The sequence below is a fragment of the Pseudomonas sp. CC6-YY-74 genome, assembly GCF_002025205.1.
Lineage (GTDB): Bacteria > Pseudomonadota > Gammaproteobacteria > Pseudomonadales > Pseudomonadaceae > Aquipseudomonas > Aquipseudomonas paeninsulae.
Map to the genome: position 1 here is coordinate 2621123 of NZ_CP019947.1, position 20585 is coordinate 2641707.

Sequence of the window (20585 nt, forward strand, 5' to 3'; positions counted from 1 at the left end):
TACGGGGCCGACACTTCCCCGGATTTCATCCGGGCTACGAAAAATGCTGCTCACTAGGCTTAAGTGAACAGCATTGCGGACTTACATCCGGGGCTTTTCAGTACTCAGGACAAAACCCGCCGGCGCTTAGGCCATCAGGTAAAAGACCCCCGAGATCACTATGCCGGAATACAGCAGCGTGATCAGGCAGTAACCCATGATGTCGCGGGCGCCGAGGCCGACGATACCGAGCAGGGGCAGTGCCCAGAAGGGTTGGATCATGTTGGTCCAGGCATCACCCCAGGCAATCGCCATGGCCGTCACCGAGGGCGACACGCCCAGCGCCTGAGCAGCCGGCAGCATGATCGGTCCTTGTACGGCCCATTGGCCGCCACCCGATGGCACGAACACGTTCACCGCACCGGCGCTGAGGAAGGCGAACACCGGCAGGGTGTCCGCCGATGCCCAGGCAATGAACTGCTCGGTGATCTGCCGGCCGAGCGAAATGCCCTCGGCATTGACGCCCATCATCATGCCCATGATCCCCGCGTAGAAGGGAAACAGCAGCACGATACCGCCGATGCCACGCACACTCTTTTCCACGGCGCGCATGTAGCGTTCGGGCGTTCCGTGCAGCAGCAGGCCGCAGAACAGGAAGATCGCGATGACTACATCCAGGCCCAGGACAAAGCCCTTGCTGCTGAAGTGGTTGAACAGATACACGCCGGCAATCGCCACTAGGGCCAGACCGAGAATGCGGCTGTCATCCAGACGTTGCGCGGGAGTAGCACGCTGCGGCAGCTCGTCGCTGGTATCGACCAGCAGGGCCGGGTCGGCCACTTTGGCATTGCTGCGTGGGTGCATGGCCCGATTGAGCAGCGGCAAACCAATCACCAACAAGGCGATGATCGTCAGGTTGATCGGCATAAACAGGCTTTGCATGACCCCCACGGGCTCGGTGAGAACCCCTGCAGTAATGCGGGCCAGATCGGCCCCACCGGTTGCCATCGACAGTGGAATCGAGCCCGACAGGCCGCCATGCCAGATGAGAAAGCCTGAATACGCCGAGGCCACCAGCAGCGGGTAGTCGACTCCGACGACCTTGCGCGCCAAGGCCCGGGCAAATACGGCGCCGATCACCAGGCCGAAACCCCAGTTGATCCAGCAGCCCACCAGGGCAACCAGGGTCACCATCACCACCGCCTGACCAGGGGTGCGCGCCAGGCCGGCCAGGCGATCCAATTGCCGATTGACGATGGGGGCGTTAGCCAGCGCATGGCCCGTCACGAAGATCAGGCTCATCTGCATGGCGAACGCCAGCAGCGACCAGAAACCGCCACTCCAGTGCTGCACCATGGCCGGCAAGGTCTGTTGAGTGGAGACCATCCCCGCCACCAGCACGATCAAGGTCAAGATGGCTGAAAACACGAAGGGCGAAGGGAGGTAGCGTTGCACCAGGCCCACACTAAGGCCTATCACTTTATTGAACATCAACAACTCCGATTCTTATTGTGAGCTTATGGGCATGCGGCGGACGACGAAACGCGCGCCTGAACACTGACGATCAGCGCCTCCATGGTGCTGTGCTCAACACGTTGCGTGCGGCCGGAGTCAGGCTAGGCAGACCCGGTGTTGCGCCGGAGTCTCGCATCGACAGGTTGATCCTTTTAGTTTGTTTTTTCTGGCTATTGATTTGAAATACAAATAAATCAATCTAGTCCGGCGACACTTAACAGACGCAACCAAGCGTGACCATATGACTAAGGTCTAGCCAATTAACCCAACTATTCATGGTCAATAACGCTCCACCGCGCCTCGCCTACCCGAACGTGCGAGTAGGCCGGATGGACAACACGCGCCAGACCTCCCGCTTTTTTCGTCCCATGCCCTGGGTCGATTCAAGCGCAGCACATCCAACGCGACTCAACGCTGCACTGCTCGCCCCCGCCAGCAGCACAACATGGCAGGCAGGCCAGCACCCTAGTGCCGGCCCGCTGGAATCCGCCTCAGTCCACGGCAAAGCAGTACAGCAGCCCCGCCCCGCCGGTACCCCTCAGGCCTTCGTCGCTGCAGCCGCGCGAGGGGTGCGAGGAGTTCCATGAGCGCGACGCCACATCGTCGCTCAAGCCCATGCGGTCATGGTGGCCGACCTGGGCGGAGCCTTCGCCATTGCTGGTCCAGTTGCCGCAGGTATTATCCTCGCCCGCGGCGAACGCCGTGCCGTCGGCCTGGGAGCCGGTGAGGATGTCGTGCATGTTCGGCGTGTCACCACGCCCCTTGATCGGCGCGCCGTGCTCGTCCAGGGCGGTGTCCTTGGTCAGCTGGTTGTCGCCATGCAGTTGCTCAACATCCTTGGCAATGACTACCCCTTGGCGTTTTGCCAGGGGCCGCTGCCGATGCGATCACGAGCGTTGACCGACGCCGCCCCTTCGCTGGCGCTGGCGCTGAGGTAGGCGTGCCAGGTGCGCTGGCCGGCCCCGGCAACACCGGCGAGTTTCAGGCAGTGCGCGTCGGCACCATCCAGGCCGCCGAAGTTGGCGCCCTGGCCCGATCCCTCGCTGGTGACGAAGAAGGTCATGTCGGCTTGCTCGGCCTGACTAGCGAAACTGCAGGCCAAGGCCAACAGAGCCGCCGGTAGGATGAGTGTGCGAGTCATCGTGTGCATGTGCGTGTCTCCTGCGAAATCGGTTCCCCCAAACCAAGGTGTGGTTAACAGGCTGAAGCCTAGATGAGCACAAATGACGCTGCTCAACTCGCACGCCACCATCCGTCGGCCCATGCTGGAGTTCATGGCTTCCGGTGCGGCGCTAGCGCACTGGCGCGAAGACCCCGGCACAACCCCGACCGGCTGCTCGGCGGCTGCTGTACCCTGTCCCAGGCGCGGAGTTTCGCGCCGAATCTGCCCAGGAACTGTCCGCGCGCTTATGTCTCCCCCTACGCCGTTTCCCCGCCACCTCGCCGTACTGCTGCTGGCCTTTCTCGCCTGCATTCTCGCCGGCAACCATATCGCCGCGCGTATCGCCTTCGACCAAGATGCCGGGGTGCTGCTGGCGGTACTCTGCCGCTCCGGGGTGACCCTGCTGGCGCTCACGGCCTTGGTGCTGTGGCAACGGCAGACCCTGCGGCCGGGGCCTGGAACCTGGCCTTGGCAGTTGCTGCTAGGGTTACTGATTACGCTGCAGAGCCTCTGCCTGTATTCGGCGGTGGCGCGAATACCGGTGGCCCTGGCGTTGCTGGTGGCGAATATCTTCCCGATTCTCCTGGCCTTGCTCACCTGGGCGCTCGGAGGTTCGCCGCCGACCAGACGCACGGCCCTGCTGATGGCCTTGATCCTCTTCGGCCTGCTGTTCGCCCTCGACGTGCCAGCCCGCTTGAGCAGCCATGACGAGGTCGGCAGCGGCTGGTTGCTCGGCATCGGTCTGGCGTTTTCTGCCGCCTGCGCCTTCGCCAGCGCGCTGTGGGTGACCGAACACAAACTGTCGGGCCTACGCGGTTCGCTGCGCAGCATGTTGACCATGCTGGTAGTGTTCGCCGCAACGCTCACGGCCGGCATCGCCGAGCTGATCCCTGGCGGTTTTCAGTCACCCACAAGCACCACCGGCTGGATCGCCCTGGGCGTGCTGGCCCTGCTCTACTGCACCGGTTTTTCTCTGCTGTTCATCTACATGCCGCGCCTGGACATGGCGCGCAACACCCCGGTGATGAATATCGAGCCGGTGGCGACCCTGCTGCTGGGCTGGCTGATCCTCGGCCAGATGCTCAACCAGACGCAGATCATTGGCGGCGCCATAGTGGTCGGCGGCATCGTCCTGCTGACCTATCGTAAACACGGATAAGCGCTCGACCCGGCGCCCGCGGCACACACCGACACGGAGGAACACCGCATGCTGTTCAAACAAATCACCGCCAGCCTGGCCTTGCTCGCAGTCTTGACCGGCTGCAGCTCCACCGCTACGCCCGAGGCGCCGGGGTCCGGCAAGCCAAGTCACGGCTGCAAAGCCGAAGCGGTGCCGGGCATGCTCGGCAAGCAGGCCACCGCCGAGCGGATCGAGCGCGCGCGCCAACAGACCGGGGCGCAACGCGTGCGGGTGCTGGCGCCCGGCGATGCCGTGAGCATGGAGCATGACCCGCAACGGCTGAACATCGAGATCGACGAGGCCGAGGTGATCCAGCACATCCGCTGCGGTTAAGCGGCTGACCCGCGCCTGCCGGCCACGCGCAACCGTGAAACCTTCGCTCGGTTAACTAAGCCATCCAGACCGGGCATACTGCTGCACCTGTAATCGAGCCGGTTCCTCGCCCGTATGCGCATCCACGTCAGCTTTATCGACCGCGTTGGTATCACCCAGGAAGTCCTGGCCCTGCTCGGTGGGCGCAATCTCAACCTGGATGCGGTGGAAATGGTGCCGCCGAACGTCTACATCGACGCGCCGACCCTGAGCGCCGCGGTGCTCGACGAGCTGCGCGAGGCCCTGTTCAAGGTGCGTGGCGTGCAGGCGGTGACCATCGTCGACATCCTCCCCGGCCAGCGTCGACGTCTGCAGCTCGACGCCCTGCTCGCGGCGATGACCGACCCGGTGCTGGCGGTGGATGGCGCAGGCAGTGTGCTGCTGGCCAACCCGGCGCTGATCGCCCTGTGTGGACGTGATGTGGAAGGGCTGTCGCTCGGTGAGCTGTTCGTCGATCCGGCCTTGTTGCATGCCCTGCTGGAGCAGCAATTCCGCCTGCCGCTGCGCGAAGTCACCCTCAACGGCCAGGCGCTGCTGCTGGACGCCACACCGATCAGTGAGGCCGTCGATAGCGGGCAGCGCCGCCTCGCTGGCGCCTTGCTGACCCTGTATGAGCCAAGCCGCATCGGCGCACGGCTGGCGGCCCTGCACCACGACCATGTCGAAAGCTTCGATTCGCTGCTCGGCGAGTCGCTGCCGATCCGCACCTTGAAGACCCGTGCCCTGCGCGTCGCCAGCCTCGATGCGCCGCTGTTGATCCAGGGCGAAACCGGCACCGGCAAGGAACTGGTGGCGCGTGGCTGCCACGCCATCAGCGCGCGCAGTTCAGCGCCCTTCCTAGCGCTGAACTGCGCGGCCTTGCCGGAAAACCTCGCCGAGAGCGAGCTGTTCGGCTATGCCCCCGGGGCCTTTACCGGGGCCCAGCGCGGCGGCAAACCGGGGCTACTGGAACTGGCCAATCAGGGCACGGTGTTTCTCGATGAAATCGGCGAGATGTCGCCTTACCTGCAGGCCAAACTGCTGCGTTTTCTCAGTGACGGCACCTTCCGCCGGGTCGGCGGCGAGCGTGAGGTCAAGGTCAATATACGCATCCTCAGCGCCACCCACCGCGACCTGGAAAAAATGGTCAGCGAAGGCGCTTTCCGCGAAGACCTGTTCTACCGCCTCAATGTGCTCAACCTGGAAGTGCCACCCCTGCGCGAACGCGGCCAGGACATCCTGCTGCTGGCCCGGCATTTCATGCAGCATGCCTGCAAGCAAATTCAACGCCTGCCCTGCCGTCTGGCGCCAGACACCTACCCGGCACTGCTTGGCAACCGCTGGCCGGGTAACGTGCGCCAGCTGCAGAACGTGATCTTCCGCGCCGCCGCCATCTGCGAAAGCAATCTGGTGCAGATCGACGATCTGGACATCGCCAGCACCGCCGTAGCCCCCCAACTGCTCGAAGGCGATATCGTCAGCCTGGAAGCTGCCGTGGCCGGTTTCGAGAAAGCCCTGCTGGAAAAGCTCTACCTCAGCCACCCCTCCAGCCGGCAACTGGCGGCGCGCCTGCACACCTCGCACAGCGCCATCGCCATGCGCCTGCGCAAGTACGGGATTTCCGGCAAGAGTTGAGGGTTGAGTAAACCCTTCGCGGCTAAAGCGGAGCGCCGCCCGGCCGCTCCCACGGGTACGAGCATCAGAACGCGCCGTGACGCCCCTGCCCCGCCTTGAAACGCTGCGCGCCGGCCTGGGTTTCGCCGCTTTCAACCACGACCAGGCCGCCGCGAAATTCGTTGGCGATGGCTGCCTCGAAGGGCAGGTTCCACTGCGCATAGGCGCTGGCGCGGTCGGCCAGCAGGCAGTGCTGTGGAAAGTCGGCGATCTGCAGGGCCAGTTGCTGGGCGGCGGCCAATGCCGTACCGGTCGGCACGACACGGTTGACCAGGCCGATGGCCAGCGCTTCCTCGGCCAACACCGCACGGCCGGTGAGAATCAGGTCCAGCGCGCGGCCCTGGCCGATGATTCGTGGCAGGCGCACAGTGCCGCCGTCGATCAGCGGCACGCCGAAGCGTCGGCAGAACACCCCGAGCACGGCGTCATCGGCCATCACCCGCAGGTCGGCGAGCAGCGCCAGTTCCAGGCCGCCGGCCACCGCATGGCCTTCGATGGCGGCGATCAGCGGTTTGCTCAGTTGCATGCGGCTCGGCCCCATGGGGCCGTCGCCCTCAGGCTCCAGGCGATTGGCGCGCGCGCCGCCTGCTGCCACCGCACCCAGATCGGCACCGGCGCAGAAGGTCCCACCAGCGCCGGTGAGCACGGCGACCCGTGCCTGCGGGTCCGCCTCGAATGCACGCAACGCCGCGACCAAGGCCTCGGCGGTCGGCCGGTCGACGGCATTACGCACCGGCGCACGGTCGATGATCAGGGTGGTGACCGGGCCGTGGTTCTCGACGATAACGCTCATGAGCAAATCTCCGTTTCCAAGGAAAACCATAGGCGCGGGCCACGCCCGCGATGCGCTTAGCCATGGCCACTTTTAGCGGGCACGCCCCGCGCCTTCAGGAGCCTTGCCGCCCCCGCGTCCCTAAATGCCAAAGGCCGGCATTTAGCCGGCCTTCACCTTAGAACTCTGCGTGAGGAAAATCAGCCCGCTGGCCGAATCCCCCGCCAGGCTGGCGCGATCAGGAGGTGTATTGCTGCAAATGCTTCATCATCGCCTGCAAGGCCTCGATGGTGTCGGCCGGATGCACCGCGTCGTCGAAGTCGCAGATCTGCTGCCAATGATCGGCCACGTCTTCCGGGCTGAAGCCGGCACGCGGGTCGAATCCGGTGCCCAGGCTGCGCTCCCAGCGCGTCTTGCCGATCCAGCCGCCGCCGACCTCGAACAGGCCAGAGGTTTCTGCGCAGGCCTGGCTAGCCAGGTAAACCACCAGCGGGCTGACCAGTTCGGGCTTGAGTTGCTCGAATATCTGCGGCGGGATCAGCCCTTCGGTCATGCGCGTACCGCCAGTGGGGGCGATGGCGTTGACCAGGATGTTGTTCTTGCGCCCTTCGATGGCCAGGGTGCGGGTCAGGCCATACAGACCGAGCTTGGCCATGCCGTAGTTGGCCTGGCCGAAGTTGCCGTAGATGCCGGAAGTGGAGGCGGTGAAGATCACCCGGCCATAACCCTGCTCGCGCATGTGCGGCCAGGCGGCGCGGGTCACCTTGTAGGCGCCCTCGACGTGGACCTTGTAGACCAGATCCCAGTCGGCGTCGTCCATCTTGTGGAAGGTCTTGTCACGCAGGATGCCGGCGTTGTTGACCACCACATCGATACGGCCAAAGGCGTCCAGGGCGTGCTGAACGATCTTCTCGCCATCGGTCACCGAGTCATGATTGGCCACCGCGGTGCCGCCGGCGGCGCGGATTTCCTCGACCACCTTGGCGGCGGCCGATGCGTTGGCGCCTTCGCCATGAGTGCTACCACCGAGATCGTTGACCACCACCTTGGCGCCATGTTTGGCGAACAGCAGGGCATGGGCGCGACCCAGGCCACCACCGGCACCGGTGACGATCACGACTTGGTCTTGGAAACTAATGGCTTCGCTCATGAAGTGAGCTCCTTGGCAGGTTGGCAATGATCCAAGTGTCCAGCAGGCGCGTGCTGGTCACAATAAAGACGCCCACAGCTGAATGGTGCTCGATAAGGCTGCGGGATGATTAAGCCAGCCGGATCAAACTCAGGTGGTTATATAGGTGCAGCACATGGGCCTGGGCATAGTCGGCATGGCTCAGAGCGCCGTAGGCGAAGTGCGGCTGCAACTCGCCCTGGTAGCTGGCAAAATCCGCAAACGCCTGCTGCAACCGCTCTAGCGCCAGCCCCTGGGTGACCGGTTCGCTCAGCGGCGCAGCGCCAGGAATGGACTCATCCAGTGGGTGACGCATGGCCCCACGCGCGACGAACACACTGAACGCCAGCGGCCCGACGCTATGGCGGAACCAGGCGGGCTTAAGTTCGGGGTAACCGCTGATGGAAGACTCGATGCTTTGCGCGCAGTGGTTGAACACCTCGGCCGGGCTCCAGCCTTTGAGGCTGACCAGCTGCTTATCCCGCAGGCCGACCACTAGCTGCTGCGCGCCTTGCAAGCTGAGCGGCCCTGGCGCTTCGCCGGCCGGCAAAGCCCAGTAGCCTGTCCCGACGCCCGCCACGCCAGTCAATGCCGCGAATTTAACCAGCTGTCGTCTGTTCATTACGGCAAGCCAAAGCCTGGCGAAAGGCCAGATAGTGTTGCAAGACCAAGGCCGGCGCCTCGGTTTGCGGGTAATGGCCGATGCCGTCGAGCAACACAGTGTCGGGCGCCGGGATCAGTTCGCGGTAACGTGCCAGCATATGCGCCCCGGAGATCGGGTCGGCAGCGCCGTCGATCAACCGCAACGGCACCCCGCCACGCTGCATGGCCTTGACCCAGCGCTCACGCTGCACCCGGCGCTCGGGCATATAGCGAATCAGCCGGTGCATCACACCGGGCCCATCGTTGTGGCTGATCAGGCTCCAGAAGTCATCCAACTCCTCGACACTCGGCTGGGTCTGCGGACCGAACACCTTGGCGAAACTGGCCGCCAGCTTCTGCCGACTGAACAGCCGACCGATCAACGCCCCGATGGGGCTGAGCAGGAGTTTCTGCACCAGCACCGGGTGATGGGTCTCGGGGAACAGGCCACCATTGAGAAACACGCAACTGGCCAGCTGCAGGCGGCTCTCATGGTGCCGCGCCAGCAACTCCTGGGCGACGCTGTCGCCATAGTCATGCGCCAGCACATGCACCGGCTCCTGAATGCCCAGGTGCGCCAGCAGCGCCTGCTGCAGGTCGGCCTGCTCCAGCAGGCTGTAAGCATGCCCGCGCGGTTTGGCCGAATCACCGAAACCGAGCATGTCGCAAGCGATCAGGCGGTAATTCAGGCTCAGCGGCGTCCACAGGTAGTGCCAATCCCAACTGGCGGTGGGAAAGCCATGGATCAGCAGCAAGGGCTCAGCGGTTGCCGCGCCCGCCGTCCAATAGCGCATGGCATGGCCGCGAAACTCGAAGGGCAGGCCCTCGGCGCGCCAATCCGCCAGGGCAATGCCGGGCAGTACAGTCATTCGGCATAGCCCGGCATCTGCTGATCGAGCTTGCGCAGCAGGGCCGGCCAGGGCAGCGCGCCGCCCATGCCCTGCGGGCTTTTCATCACCCCGGCGAGCATCGCCTTGGCGCCATCGAGAATCTGCTGGGGAATGTGGATCAACTCGGCGCCGCCACTCTGCGCCATCACCTGGATTTCGCAGGCGCGCTGCAGGGTGAACATCATCAGGAAGGCATCGGCGATACTCCCGGCGGCGCTGAGCAGGCCGTGATTGGGCAGGATCATAAAGTTCTTGTCGCCCAGATCGGCCTGCAGACGGGCCTTCTCGTCGTGGTTCAGCGCCACCCCCTCGTAGCCGTGATAGGCCAGGCTGGAGAGGACGAACAACGACTGCTGCGACAGCGGCAGCAGGCCTTGCTTCTGCGCGGAGACGGCGATCCCGGCGGCCGTATGGATGTGCAGCACGCAGGCCACGTCGTGGCGCACCTCGTGCACGGCGCTATGGATGGTGTAGCCGGCCGGATTGATATTGAAGGGACTGTCCATCAGCTTGTTGCCGGCCAGGTCGATCTTCACCAGGCTGGAGGCGCTAATTTCATGGAACATCAGGCCGAAGGGGTTGATCAGGAATTCTTCGCTGCCCGGCACCTTGGCCGAGATGTGGGTGAATATCAGGTCGTCCCAGCCATACAGGGCGATCAGCCGGTAGCAGGCAGCCAGATCGACGCGGGTCTGCCATTCGGCGGCGGACACCTGGTCCTTGAGGTTCGGAGTCGGCAGAACTTGAGCAGCGGTCATGGCATACACCTCGGCACTTGTTGTTATCAGTGCCAAGGAGTCTAGCGAGAGATGCGGCAAACGTGAGTTGCCCTGGCAGCCAGCTTAGTGACCGAGCGAGCCTTGTTTGCTACAGGGCGATCCAGGCGGTGTTCCGTCTGGGCGTCACACAGCCCGTCAGCTTGCGCGCCACGTTCATTAGCCATGGCGCGCAGGATCCATCAGGCCTGCAGCGTTGCCATGAATTCGGCCAGCCAAGGCTCTGCGTCGCTTTCCGGAGTGACGCTTTCGCTGCTGTCCAGACGCAACATCGGTTGCACCTCGCGAATACCCAGTTCGGCGTACAACTCGCGAACCAGCTCGCCGCCACCGCAGAAGGTGTCGCCGTAGCTGGAGTCACCCAGGGCAATCACCCCGCCGGGCAGGCCACTCCACGCGGGCAGATGATCGCGGATGGCGAAATACAAAGGCTGCAGGTTATCCGGCAGCTCGCCCATGCCGGTGGTCGAGGTCACCGCCAGAAAGGCTTCGGGGGCAAACGCCAGGACATCGGCCAGGCTGGCGCGCGGGTTGTGCCAGGCGTCGAAACCGGCATTTTTCAACAGTTGCTCGGCATGCCGGGCGACTTCCTCGGCAGTGCCATAGACCGAACCGGAAAGGATGGCGACTTTCATAAATAACTCCGAAACATGCAGAACACAGTCTGAAACGGCGGGCATTATGCCGCAAGTAGACAGCGCGCCCGGATGTTTTAGAATGCAGCGGACAGAGCCCAGGAATCACCTCATGATCAACGCCAAACTGCTGCAACTGGTGATCGACGCCTCGAACGACGGCATTGTGGTTGCCGAGCAAGAGGGCGATGACAACATCCTCATCTATGCCAACCCCGCCTTTGAAAGGCTCACCGGTTATGCCAGCGAAGAGATCCTCTATCAGGATTGCCGCTTCCTGCAGGCCAGCGACCGTGACCAGCCTGGTCTGGCCGTCATCCGCGAAGCGGTGAACACCCGCCAACCCTGCCGGCAGATCATCCGCAATTACCGCAAGGACGGCAGCGCCTTCTGGAACGAACTGTCGATCACCCCGGTGTTCAACGAAGCTGATCAGCTGACCTACTTCATCGGCATCCAGAAGAATGTCACCGAGCAAGTACAAGCCCAGGAACGGGTCAAGGAACTGGAAGCCGAACTGGCGACTGTGCGCGCGGCACTGGCACAGCTAAAAGACCGACCACTGGTATAAACCAATAGCGAACTATGCTGTCTTAAGGGTTCAAGCCTTCGCGCAGAGTTCGACCATGCAAGAACAGCCATTGCTCACCCAGGCTGAACTGGAGTTTATCCAGCACCTACATACCAAGCCTGCGCCAAGCCAGCGCAAGCCTGCTGCCGCGCCAAGCTTGCTGGTCGATGCCGGCGCTCAGCTCAAAGAGTTGCTCGCCTACTGTGCAGCCAAGGAGCAACTGACCATTGAGGCACACGTCGCCAATCAGCGTCTGACGTTTACCGCGCACCTGGTCGAAGACGCGCAACAGGTGCAGCATCTTGAACTGGGCACTCCGCAGATTTTCGAAGACGGCCCGGCCAACCGTGCCTGGCGCCTGCCGCTGGATCCACCGGTTGTACTGCGCCAGCGCAATGCCAAACCCAGCGACCTGTGGGTACACGAACTGTCGCTCAACGGGCTGCTGATCGAACTTCGCGCCAAGCGTGCCACACCCGAGCACTTCAACCTGATTCTGCCGCTGGCCGGCCAGAAACCGATTGCCATTGAAGGCAGCCTGGTACGTAAAACCGCTGGCGGGCTTCTAGCCTATCAACTCGACCCGCTCGACAAACGCGGCAGCGAGCGCTTGCAGCAGTTTATTTTCCAGCAGCACCGCGCCCTCCACCCCCAGGTCAGCCAGGGCTAGCGGGCGATCGCGCCCCCTTGCCGTCTCCCCCTGCCCAGGGTGTAGATAACTTCGCCTGCTAGTCAGCCATTCGTGCTGACGCTGATCCGCACGGCTAAAGCGTGTATGGGCCGGGCCGCGTAGGCCGGGCCGCGTAGGTCGGGCCGCGTAGGTCGGCCGGGCAGGTCGGCCCGCGCGGGTTGAGCGCATACGCAGCATTCAGCAGCAATGTTGCGACCGGCATGGCCCCAGCACTCAGTGCACGGCAGGTATGCAGGACGTGAAGTGGTTGTCAGGTATCCAGATGCCCGGCGAGGAACTGCTGCAAACGGCGCTGCATCAGGCGACCCTCGTTACCCAGGCAGGCTATCGGCGAGCCGCTCAGGCTGTCTTCGGCGAGCTCGGCGCCATCCCCCGCCAACACCAGCGGACAATCCAGCGCCAGCGCCAGGCGCGCCAGCACGCGTGGCAAGTCGTCACTGGGGGGCAGATTGGTGAACAGCACCAACGCCTGCGGCTGCATGCGCTCACAGACCAGGGCCAGCTCTTCCAACGGCTGACCCAATCCCAGCACACTGACCGACACCTGCGAACCGCTCAGCAGCAGACCGGTGACCAGCAACTCCAATTCGCGGCAGTGACCCGGCAAGGCCGCCAGCAAGACCCGCTCCTCAACCTGGGTACGCAAGATCTGCAGGCGCTGCAGGGTGCGCGCGCGCAGGAAGGTATCGAAGAACAACCACTCGCTGGCCTGCCCGAACTCGTCCTGGCTCAGCAGTAATTCCTGCCAGAGCGGCATCAGAATGTCCTGGAACACCACCGGCAGCGGGTAGCTGGAAAACACCTGGCCGTACAAGCGATCGAGCCTGACGTCGTCAAAGGCACTGATCGCGCGGCGCAGTTGAGCCTGCCATTCCGCCCACTCGCCGCAGGTGACCTCTTCATAGACCGGCGTGCTGGCCGATCGGGTCGAAATGTTTTTCGCCAGAATCTTGCCGACCTTGCTGACCGACACCCCGCGCTCGATCCACGCCAGAATGCTGCGCACAGACTCGATGTCCGCCTGCGAGTAGAGGCGATGCCCGCTGTCGGTGCGCGTCGGCTGGATCAATCCGTAACGTCGCTCCCAGGCCCGCAAGGTCACCGGATTGACCCCGGTCAAGCGCGACACCTCACGGATAGGAAACAGCTCTTCCTGCTTGAGGGCACTCGAATCGAGGGACAAGCCACCAACGAGATCGGACATGGGAGAGGCATCACCGCAAAAATGTTGCCGGCATTGTAACTCAGCTGACACCGACCTACATTGTACGAGACCTATACAGAGAACTTGAGCATGTCTCACGCTCCACGCTGGCCGCTGACCCTTTACTACGATGGCGACTGCCCGCTGTGCGCCCGGGAGATCCAGTTACTGCGCCGGCATGCCAATCAGCAACGCTTGCTGTTGATCGATATCAGCAGCGCAGGCTTCCAAGCAGACAGCGTCGGCATTGACAGCACTACCCTGGCAAACCGGCTGCACGCCCGCTTCGCCGATGGCCAGTGGGTTACCGGCCTCGATGCAACGCTCTGGAGCTGGCGTGCGGCGGGACTTGGCCGCTGGGCGACACCTCTGACCTGGCGGTCGCTGCGCCCCGCTTTTGAGCTGGGTTACTGGCTATTCTGCGTGTTGCGCCCGCAATTGGCCTGGCTACCGCATCCGCAGGCAGGCAAGCGCTGTCAGCGTGGGCAATGCAACGCCGATCAGCTCACGCCCGGCGCACGCCTATAACTGAATGAGCACGCCGAGATCGGGTACCTGCCGACCAGGACGGCCGCTGATCTCGTCATGACTGCGCAACCCGCCGCACACCACAGCAGCGCAGACGCGCCTTGAGCGCAGGCAACCAAGGCCAGCGGTGGACACCGGCAATGAAGCCTGTACGCGGCCATCCGCCGCAATCACCTGCACGGCATAACCCCTGTAACGCACGGCAAATACCTCGACCCGCTCGGCCTGCCGCCACAGCAGCGCAATACGCAATTGTCACAGGTTCATAATCACCCCAATAAACTGTACATATAAACTTATTCTGTACAGGACAAAACCAAGTTTCTGACGCTTGAAATTTTGCACCGGCGCGGCACAGCCCAGCAGAACAGCTATAAAGCGATCAAGCCGACAGTAACCATACAGCCCGCATGGTTGTACAAAACTTGTGGCTGGTATAACTTTGCCACTGGTTCAGTCGCGAAGCGCCTTACTGGTCAGGTATCCCGCCGTGACGTCGCTGAACCCACTATCCCATCAGCTGAGTCCATCATGAGCGCTAGCGCATCACCCGTCCTGATCACTGGCGCCAGTCAACGAGTCGGCCTGTATTGTGCCGAGCGCCTGCTCGATGACGGCCATCAGCTGATCGCCACCTACCGCAGCGAGCGCGATGGCATCAAGCATCTGCGCGCGCGCGGAGCGCTGGCCATCCAGGCGGACTTTTCCAGCGAAGCGGGGATTCTCGCCTTTATCGCCGAGTTGAAAAGCCACACCGACAGCCTGCGGGCCATCGTCCACAACGCCTCCGACTGGCTGGTCGAAACGCCCGGCGCAGAGGCGACACTATTCCAGCAGCTGTTCAACGTGCACATGCTGGCGCCCTACCTGATCAACCTGCATTGTGCGGAACTGCTGCAGCGCTCGGTCCCGGCCGACATCATCCATATCAGTGACGATGTGGCCCGTAAAGGCAGCGCCAAGCGCCCGGCCTACTGCGCCAGCAAAGCCGGCCTGGACAGCCTCACGCTCTCGTTCGCCGCCAAACTCGCCCCCCAGATCAAGGTCAACGGCATCGCCCCGGCACTGATCATGTTCAACCCCGAGGATGACGCGGCCTACCGGGCGAAAACCCTGGAGAAATCGGCATTGGCCATCGAACCCGGCCCCAGGTGATCTACCAAAGTTTGCGCTACCTGCTGGACAACCCCTACGTCACTGGCACCACCCTTACCGTAAACGGCGGCCGCCATCTCAAGTGAGGCGCGCCTCGAGGATTGCACCCATGAACCAACAACTGCCTGATCACTACCGCGAGATCCTCCTCGGTGTAGGTGAAGACCCTGAACGCGAAGGTCTGCTGGACACCCCGAAACGCGCGGCCAAGGCCATGCAATATCTGTGTAACGGCTACCAGAAAAGCCTGGAAGAGGTGGTCAACGGCGCACTGTTCGCCTCCGACAATGACGAAATGGTGATCGTCAAGGACGTCGAACTCTATTCCCTGTGCGAGCACCATCTGCTGCCGTTTATCGGCAAGGCACATGTTGCCTACATCCCCACCGGCAAGGTGCTGGGGCTGTCGAAAGTCGCGCGGATCGTCGACATGTACGCGCGACGCCTGCAAATCCAGGAAAACCTGACCCGGCAGATCGCCGACGCCGTGCAACAGGTCACCAACGCCGCCGGCGTCGCCGTGGTGATCGAAGCCAAGCACATGTGCATGATGATGCGTGGCGTCGAGAAGCAGAACTCGGTCATGAGCACCTCGGTGATGCTCGGAGCCTTCCGCGAGTCATACAATACCCGCCACGAGTTCCTGCAACTGATTGGACGGAGCAACTAGCTATGCCACGACTGGAGCCTGGAATGGCGCGAATTCGGGTCAAGGATCTGCGCCTGCGAACCTTTATCGGAATCAAGGAAGAGGAAATCAACAACAAGCAGGATGTGCTGATCAACCTGACCATCCTCTACCCGGCAAACGAGGCGGTGCGCGACAACGATATCGATCACGCGCTGAACTACCGCACCATCACCAAGGCGATCATCCAGCACGTCGAAGACAATCGCTTCGCCCTGCTCGAACGCCTGACCCAGGAAATTCTCGACCTGGTGATGCAGCAGACGGCCGTGCGTTACGCCGAAGTGGAAGTGGACAAACCCCACGCCCTGCGCTTTGCCGAGTCGGTATCGATCACCCTGGCCGGCCACCGCTGAACGGCGGATTACCCTGCAAAGGCTCGACCAACCAGCCGCCCGGGCATTGCCGCAGGGCGGCGGGGCTTTTATCATCCCCGACTCGTTAGCCAGCCAGTCTGTCGGAGTCGCCCGCCGCGCCCGACAGAAGCCCTGCCCGCCTCGGAGAACATCACCATGACCGATCAAGAACGCCTGGAACTCGAAGCAGCCGCCTTCCGCAGCCTGCTGCAACACCTGCGCAGCCGCCCCGATGTGCAGAACATCGACATGATGAACCTCAGCGGTTTCTGCCGAAACTGCCTGTCCAAATGGTACAAGGCCGCGGCCGATGACATCGGCGTTGCGCTCACCCCGGACCAGGCGCGCGAAGAAATCTACGGCATGCCGTACAGCGAGTGGAAAAACAAATACCAGCAGGAGGCCAGCGCCGAACAGCAGGCTGCATTCCGAAAGGCCAGTGATAAAGGCAACAATGCATGAGCGCCCTGCACGATTTCCGCGCCCATCTGCATAGCGACGAGTTCGCCTTTGCCGAGACCCTGGCCTTTATCGCCGAGCACTATGATTACCAGCCGAGCGCCTTCCGCAATGGCGCGGTAGAAAACCCAGCCGGACAGAATGAAGGCTCCTGCAAGACCCTCGGCCTGGCCCTGCTCGAAGGCTTCAGCCTGGAAGACGCCCTGCGCTGCTTCGGCGAACACTACCGCAGCGTGCTGGCTACCCCAGATGGCAACGACCACGGCAACATCCGCGCACTGATGACTACCGGCCTCGCCGGCGTGCGCTTCGACCAGCCGCCGCTCAAGCGCAAGGCCTGAGCAGAGCCCCTGCCGCACAGCGGTTCTTTGTCGGCGGCGATGCAGGGTGCAGGCGCCGGGCCGCCGGACCGCCGGACCGCCAAAAAAAAACCAAAAGCACCGCGCCGGGGCGACCTTCCTACAGCTAGTGCAGCGCCCGCGTCGGGCTATGGGCGACCGCGACGCTTACTGACCGTCGAGGAAACGCTCCACATCCAGAGCCGCCATGCAGCCGGCGCCGGCCGAGGTAATTGCCTGGCGGTAGACATGGTCGGCGACGTCACCAGCGGCGAACACGCCCGGCACGCTGGTGGCGGTGGCATTGCCGTCGCGACCGCCGCTGACCACCAGGTAACCATCCTTCAGCGCTAACTGGCCGTCGAACAGCGAGGTGTTGGGCGTGTGGCCGATGGCGACGAACAAGCCATCGACCTTCAGCTCATCGCTACTGCCGTCGTTGTTCTTCAGGCGCACGCCGGTGACGCCCATGTTGTCGCCCAGCACTTCGTCGACCTCGGCGTTGAGCTTGAGCACGATCTTGCCTTCGGCAATCCGCGCCTGCAGCTTGTCCTGCAGGATCTTCTCGGCACGGAAGGTTTCGCGACGATGCACCAGGGTTACCTTGCTGGCGATATTGGCCAGGTACAGCGCCTCCTCTACCGCGGTGTTGCCGCCGCCGACCACCGCCACGTCACGGTTGCGATAGAAGAATCCATCGCAAGTGGCGCATGCCGAAACGCCCTTGCCCATGAGCGCCTCCTCGCTCGGCAGACCGAGGTAGCGGGCGCTGGCACCGGTGGCGATGATCAGCGCATCGCAACTGTAGGTGGCGCTGTCGCCGACCAGGGTGAACGGTTTGCCAGCCAGATCCACCGCGTTGATATGGTCGAAGACAATCTCGGTCTCGAAGCGCTCGGCATGCTCCTGCATACGCTGCATCAACGCCGGGCCGGTCAGGCCATGCACGTCGCCCGGCCAGTTGTCGACCTCGGTGGTGGTGGTCAACTGGCCGCCAGCCTGCATGCCGGTGATCAGCAGCGGCTTGAGGTTGGCCCGCGCGGCATAGACGGCGGCGCTGTAACCGGCAGGACCGGAACCCAGGATGATCACTCGAGCATGACGTGTTGCAGACATAGAAGACTCCTGCCGGACACTTGGCCGGGCAAATGAAAGAGGGGTGAACAGTGCTCTAAAACACTGGCCCCCAAAATCAACCAATCGTTGAACTGATGCGCAGGCTACGCAGGTGCTGGCAGTCGAGGAAATACCCTTTGCCAATTCCATGCATAGTGAATCCCTATGGCGCCTCGCGCCGACAGCGGCGGGCTTTCCCCTACCGGACAAAGCCGGTAAGGTCGGCGCGACTTTCACCTCGCGGAGAACCCCATGCCTGCTCCTGTACTATCCGGCCCGCAATACCTCAGAGAAGGCCTGAAACTGGTGCTGAGCCCGGGTTTGCGGCTGTTCGTGTTGCTGCCGTTGGCGATCAACCTGATCCTCTTCGTTGCCTTGGTCGGTTTTGCCGTGCAGCAGTTCAGCGGCTGGGTCGATGCATTCATGCCGAGCCTGCCAAGCTGGCTGAGCTTCCTCGAGTACATCCTCTGGCCGCTGTTCGTGGTGCTGGTGCTGCTGATGGTGTTCTTCACCTTCACCATGCTGGCCAATATCATCGCCGCTCCGTTCAACGGCTTTCTCGCCGAGAAGGTCGAAGTGGTGGTGCGCGGCGAAGACACCCTGCCGCCCTTCAGCTGGGCCGAACTGCTGGCCATGGTGCCGCGCACCCTGGGCCGTGAGATGCGCAAGCTGGGGTACTTCCTACCGCGCGCCATCGGCTTGCTGATCCTCACCTTCATCCCGGTGGTCAACCTGGTCGCCGCGCCGCTGTGGCTGCTGTTCGGCGTGTGGATGATGGCCATCCAATACATCGACTACCCGGCGGACAACAACAAGATGAGCTGGCCAGACATGCTCGCCTGGCTGCGCGAGAAGCGCTGGCAGAGCCTGGGGTTCGGTGGCATCACCTACGCGGTGCTGCTGATTCCCGGAGTCAATATCCTGATGATGCCGGCGGCGGTGGCCGGCGCCACCCTGTTCTGGGTACGCGAAGGTGGCGATCGAACGGTGAGCTGAGTCATAAGCGCCCCCCTTTCCTGCTAACTGATACACATAGCAGGTACACATGGCGCTCATCGCACAGCCTTTTCGGCACCCAGATTCGGGAATCTATTACCTCCGACGTAGGGTGCCTGATGACATTCGATCAGTGATCGGTAAAACAGAAATTCGCCGTTCGCTGAATACACGAAACCACCATCAAGCCAAGGCAGCCTTTGCAGCAGCCTACGCAGAATCGGAGAAATTGTTTCAGCAGGCACGCCAGGGCGACTTACACGGCCTTAGAGCTGCCCAAACGGGAATGGCAAGTGATGGCGAGACTTGCCCTCCCCTGCTATCTCAGCACACTCCGGCAGTTACCAGTGCCCCAGTACCCGCACGACAAGCTGTGACAGCACCGACACTATCTCAAGTCTTCCAGCGCTATGCCGAATCCCTAGCGCTGTCTGGCAGACCTGAGTACGTCCATCGACGCCATTTGGTTGATTACGGGCGAGCAGTCGAACGCTTCACCAATGCCATAGGCGATCTGAGCATCACCAGCATTGGCCCCACCGAGATACAGGCTTTCGCCGCACTACTGACTTCAACCCAAGCCAAAGGCAAAGACAAACCCCTTGCCGTCTCAACAGTGCGTCTAACAATGGCTCGACTGTCGTCCGTGATGGCCTATGCGGTGGACTCAGGCCTTGTTCAGAGTAACCCTGTCATCACCTCTCGCATTCACAAGCGCCTCGGCTCAGCAAAGCCCAAACGCTGCTTGGATGATGACCGTAGTTATGCGTGGTCGGAGTTGGTGAAGATGTTCAGTCAGCCAGAATTCGTCGCCTTGCGTCATGCAGAGGGCCGCCCCGGCAATGCGCTGTTCTGGCTACCTCTGATTGCAGCGTATACAGGAGCTAGGCGCGAAGAAATCGCTCAGCTCTACGTTAGTGACGTACGCCAAAACAGCAATGGCCAGTGGTTTATACGCATCATTGATGATCGCCCCGACAAGTCAGTGAAGACCGACAGCAGCCGCCGCGACATACCCTTGCATACCGACCTTATAGCGCTGGGGCTCTTGGAACTGGTGCAGGGAAATAGCAGTAGCTCCCGCATTTTTCCTCAATTAGTGAAGGTCTCGGACGGCTTTGCGGGCATCGTCTCCAAGGCATGGCGCCCACTGACCCAGAAATGGGGCATCTACCGGGCGGGACGCAGCCCGTTACATGCGTTCCGGCATACCTTCAAGACACTGTGCCGAGAGGCGGGTATTCCCAAGGAGGTTCACGACTGGATTACCGGACATTCGTCAGGACAGGTGGGAGACTCCTACGGCAGCAACCCACTATCGAGGATGGCAAAGGAGTTGGAGAAACTTCCCAGCATTGCCAAGGAGGCAGGTCTCCTAACAAACACGGCAACAACCTAGAAGACTTACATCCTTCCAAGCGTCTACTCACTCGACGCCAGTAGATTACTCTACTGGCGTCCTGAGAAGGCCTATAACAAGAGCTATCGCCTAGCCATTGCTACCCCACAGCCTATATCTTTTATTCGCACCAGAAGCCTAATACTTTATGTAAAATAAAATAAAATACTTGTTGCAGTTGTTGGCTGACCTGTGAGTTTGTCCGTTGACAACGAAGCATCCTTCTGTATACTTCGCTGCCTGCCTAAAAGCAGAACCAAATACCGAAGCCTCCACGCGACGATTGCGCAAACGCAGTCCTTTGCAAGGGGGCTTTTGCGTTTCTGGAGTTTGTAAAAGT

24 protein-coding genes and 1 pseudogene are annotated in these 20585 nt (G+C 62.3%); 13 read left to right on the plus strand and 12 right to left on the minus strand.

Features of this window, described 5'->3' with window-relative positions:
* Positions 1-126: 126 nt before the first annotated feature.
* The 3 genes from B2D37_RS11930 to B2D37_RS23425 all read right to left on the minus strand — a co-directional run bounded on the left by B2D37_RS11930 (position 127) and on the right by B2D37_RS23425 (position 2644).
* The gene (locus tag B2D37_RS11930; RefSeq protein ID WP_079202888.1) at positions 127-1470 is read right to left on the minus strand and encodes a short-chain fatty acid transporter; all 1344 of its coding nucleotides are present in this window, start codon (positions 1468-1470) and stop codon (positions 127-129) included.
* 515 nt (positions 1471-1985) lie between these two features.
* Positions 1986-2234: a hypothetical protein gene (locus tag B2D37_RS23420; protein ID WP_218190322.1), complete on the minus strand. Its 249-nt coding sequence runs from the start codon at positions 2232-2234 to the stop codon at positions 1986-1988.
* A gap of 107 nt (positions 2235-2341) precedes the next feature.
* On the minus strand, positions 2342-2644 hold the full coding sequence (locus tag B2D37_RS23425) for a hypothetical protein (RefSeq protein ID WP_218190323.1): 303 nt from the start codon (positions 2642-2644) through the stop codon (positions 2342-2344).
* Between the two features lie 259 nt (positions 2645-2903).
* Between B2D37_RS23425 and B2D37_RS11940 the strand changes: the two genes are divergently transcribed.
* From B2D37_RS11940 to B2D37_RS11950, 3 genes are all read left to right on the plus strand, one after another.
* A complete protein-coding gene (locus B2D37_RS11940; protein ID WP_079202889.1) occupies positions 2904-3815 on the plus strand; it encodes an EamA family transporter in 912 nt (303 codons plus the stop codon).
* A gap of 48 nt (positions 3816-3863) precedes the next feature.
* Positions 3864-4169 carry an I78 family peptidase inhibitor gene (locus B2D37_RS11945; protein WP_079202890.1) on the plus strand — a complete coding sequence of 102 codons (306 nt, stop codon included), beginning with the start codon at positions 3864-3866 and terminating at the stop codon, positions 4167-4169.
* Between the two features lie 114 nt (positions 4170-4283).
* Positions 4284-5822 carry a sigma-54-dependent transcriptional regulator gene (locus tag B2D37_RS11950; RefSeq protein WP_079202891.1) on the plus strand — a complete coding sequence of 513 codons (1539 nt, stop codon included), beginning with the start codon at positions 4284-4286 and terminating at the stop codon, positions 5820-5822.
* A gap of 64 nt (positions 5823-5886) precedes the next feature.
* On the opposite strand, the gene B2D37_RS11955 is transcribed toward B2D37_RS11950, so the two are convergent.
* From B2D37_RS11955 to B2D37_RS11980, 6 genes are all read right to left on the minus strand, one after another.
* Entirely contained in the window at positions 5887-6654 is a 768-nt protein-coding gene (locus B2D37_RS11955) for a crotonase/enoyl-CoA hydratase family protein (protein WP_079202892.1), read from the minus strand.
* Positions 6655-6871: 217 nt separating this feature from the next.
* The gene (locus B2D37_RS11960; RefSeq protein ID WP_079202893.1) at positions 6872-7783 is read right to left on the minus strand and encodes an SDR family oxidoreductase; all 912 of its coding nucleotides are present in this window, start codon (positions 7781-7783) and stop codon (positions 6872-6874) included.
* Between the two features lie 109 nt (positions 7784-7892).
* Positions 7893-8423, minus strand: coding sequence for a DUF1569 domain-containing protein (locus B2D37_RS11965; protein ID WP_079202894.1), 531 nt, complete (start codon positions 8421-8423; stop codon positions 7893-7895).
* Positions 8401-9312: an alpha/beta fold hydrolase gene (locus tag B2D37_RS11970; protein WP_079202895.1), complete on the minus strand. Its 912-nt coding sequence runs from the start codon at positions 9310-9312 to the stop codon at positions 8401-8403. The genes B2D37_RS11965 and B2D37_RS11970 overlap by 23 nt, the downstream gene beginning before the upstream one ends.
* Entirely contained in the window at positions 9309-10091 is a 783-nt protein-coding gene (locus B2D37_RS11975) for a class II aldolase/adducin family protein (RefSeq protein ID WP_079202896.1), read from the minus strand. Before B2D37_RS11975 ends, B2D37_RS11970 begins: the two co-directional genes overlap by 4 nt.
* A gap of 200 nt (positions 10092-10291) precedes the next feature.
* Positions 10292-10744: a flavodoxin gene (locus B2D37_RS11980; RefSeq protein WP_079202897.1), complete on the minus strand. Its 453-nt coding sequence runs from the start codon at positions 10742-10744 to the stop codon at positions 10292-10294.
* Between the two features lie 112 nt (positions 10745-10856).
* Here B2D37_RS11980 and B2D37_RS11985 point away from each other — a divergent pair, with 112 nt between their 5' ends.
* Both B2D37_RS11985 and B2D37_RS11990 read left to right on the plus strand, forming a co-directional pair.
* Positions 10857-11315, plus strand: coding sequence for a PAS domain-containing protein (locus B2D37_RS11985; protein WP_079202898.1), 459 nt, complete (start codon positions 10857-10859; stop codon positions 11313-11315).
* Between the two features lie 55 nt (positions 11316-11370).
* Positions 11371-11985 (plus strand): PilZ domain-containing protein, encoded by a 615-nt coding sequence (locus B2D37_RS11990; protein WP_079202899.1) that lies wholly within the window; start codon positions 11371-11373, stop codon positions 11983-11985.
* A 271-nt stretch (positions 11986-12256) separates the two neighbouring features.
* On the opposite strand, the gene B2D37_RS11995 is transcribed toward B2D37_RS11990, so the two are convergent.
* Positions 12257-13210 (minus strand): MerR family transcriptional regulator, encoded by a 954-nt coding sequence (locus B2D37_RS11995; protein ID WP_079202900.1) that lies wholly within the window; start codon positions 13208-13210, stop codon positions 12257-12259.
* A gap of 90 nt (positions 13211-13300) precedes the next feature.
* Between B2D37_RS11995 and B2D37_RS12000 the strand changes: the two genes are divergently transcribed.
* A complete protein-coding gene (locus B2D37_RS12000; protein ID WP_079202901.1) occupies positions 13301-13738 on the plus strand; it encodes a thiol-disulfide oxidoreductase DCC family protein in 438 nt (145 codons plus the stop codon).
* Here the strand turns inward: B2D37_RS12000 and B2D37_RS12005 are convergent.
* Entirely contained in the window at positions 13733-13990 is a 258-nt protein-coding gene (locus B2D37_RS12005) for a hypothetical protein (protein ID WP_079202902.1), read from the minus strand. The two genes, B2D37_RS12000 and B2D37_RS12005, sit on opposite strands and share 6 nt — an antisense overlap.
* Before the next feature lie 279 nt (positions 13991-14269).
* Between B2D37_RS12005 and folM the strand changes: the two are divergent.
* From folM to B2D37_RS12030, 5 genes and pseudogenes are all read left to right on the plus strand, one after another.
* A pseudogene (gene folM / locus B2D37_RS12010) lies at positions 14270-14979 on the plus strand (dihydromonapterin reductase).
* A 23-nt stretch (positions 14980-15002) separates the two neighbouring features.
* Positions 15003-15563, plus strand: coding sequence for a GTP cyclohydrolase I FolE (gene folE, locus B2D37_RS12015; RefSeq protein WP_154067085.1), 561 nt, complete (start codon positions 15003-15005; stop codon positions 15561-15563).
* A gap of 2 nt (positions 15564-15565) precedes the next feature.
* Positions 15566-15937, plus strand: a complete 372-nt coding sequence (gene folX / locus B2D37_RS12020) for a dihydroneopterin triphosphate 2'-epimerase (RefSeq protein WP_079202904.1) — start codon at positions 15566-15568, stop codon at positions 15935-15937.
* Between the two features lie 156 nt (positions 15938-16093).
* Complete coding sequence (locus tag B2D37_RS12025) at positions 16094-16399, plus strand: DUF1244 domain-containing protein (RefSeq protein WP_079202905.1); 306 nt, start codon at positions 16094-16096, stop codon at positions 16397-16399.
* Positions 16396-16737 carry a HopJ type III effector protein gene (locus B2D37_RS12030; protein WP_079202906.1) on the plus strand — a complete coding sequence of 114 codons (342 nt, stop codon included), beginning with the start codon at positions 16396-16398 and terminating at the stop codon, positions 16735-16737. Before B2D37_RS12025 ends, B2D37_RS12030 begins: the two co-directional genes overlap by 4 nt.
* 165 nt (positions 16738-16902) lie before the next feature.
* On the opposite strand, the gene trxB is transcribed toward B2D37_RS12030, so the two are convergent.
* Positions 16903-17850, minus strand: a complete 948-nt coding sequence (gene trxB / locus B2D37_RS12035) for a thioredoxin-disulfide reductase (RefSeq protein ID WP_079202907.1) — start codon at positions 17848-17850, stop codon at positions 16903-16905.
* A gap of 252 nt (positions 17851-18102) precedes the next feature.
* On the opposite strand from trxB, the gene cysZ reads away from it, so the two are divergent.
* On the plus strand, positions 18103-18846 hold the full coding sequence (gene cysZ / locus B2D37_RS12040; protein WP_079202908.1) for a sulfate transporter CysZ: 744 nt from the start codon (positions 18103-18105) through the stop codon (positions 18844-18846).
* A gap of 49 nt (positions 18847-18895) precedes the next feature.
* A complete protein-coding gene (locus B2D37_RS12045; RefSeq protein WP_079202909.1) occupies positions 18896-20245 on the plus strand; it encodes a site-specific integrase in 1350 nt (449 codons plus the stop codon).
* Positions 20246-20585: the final 340 nt, after the last annotated feature.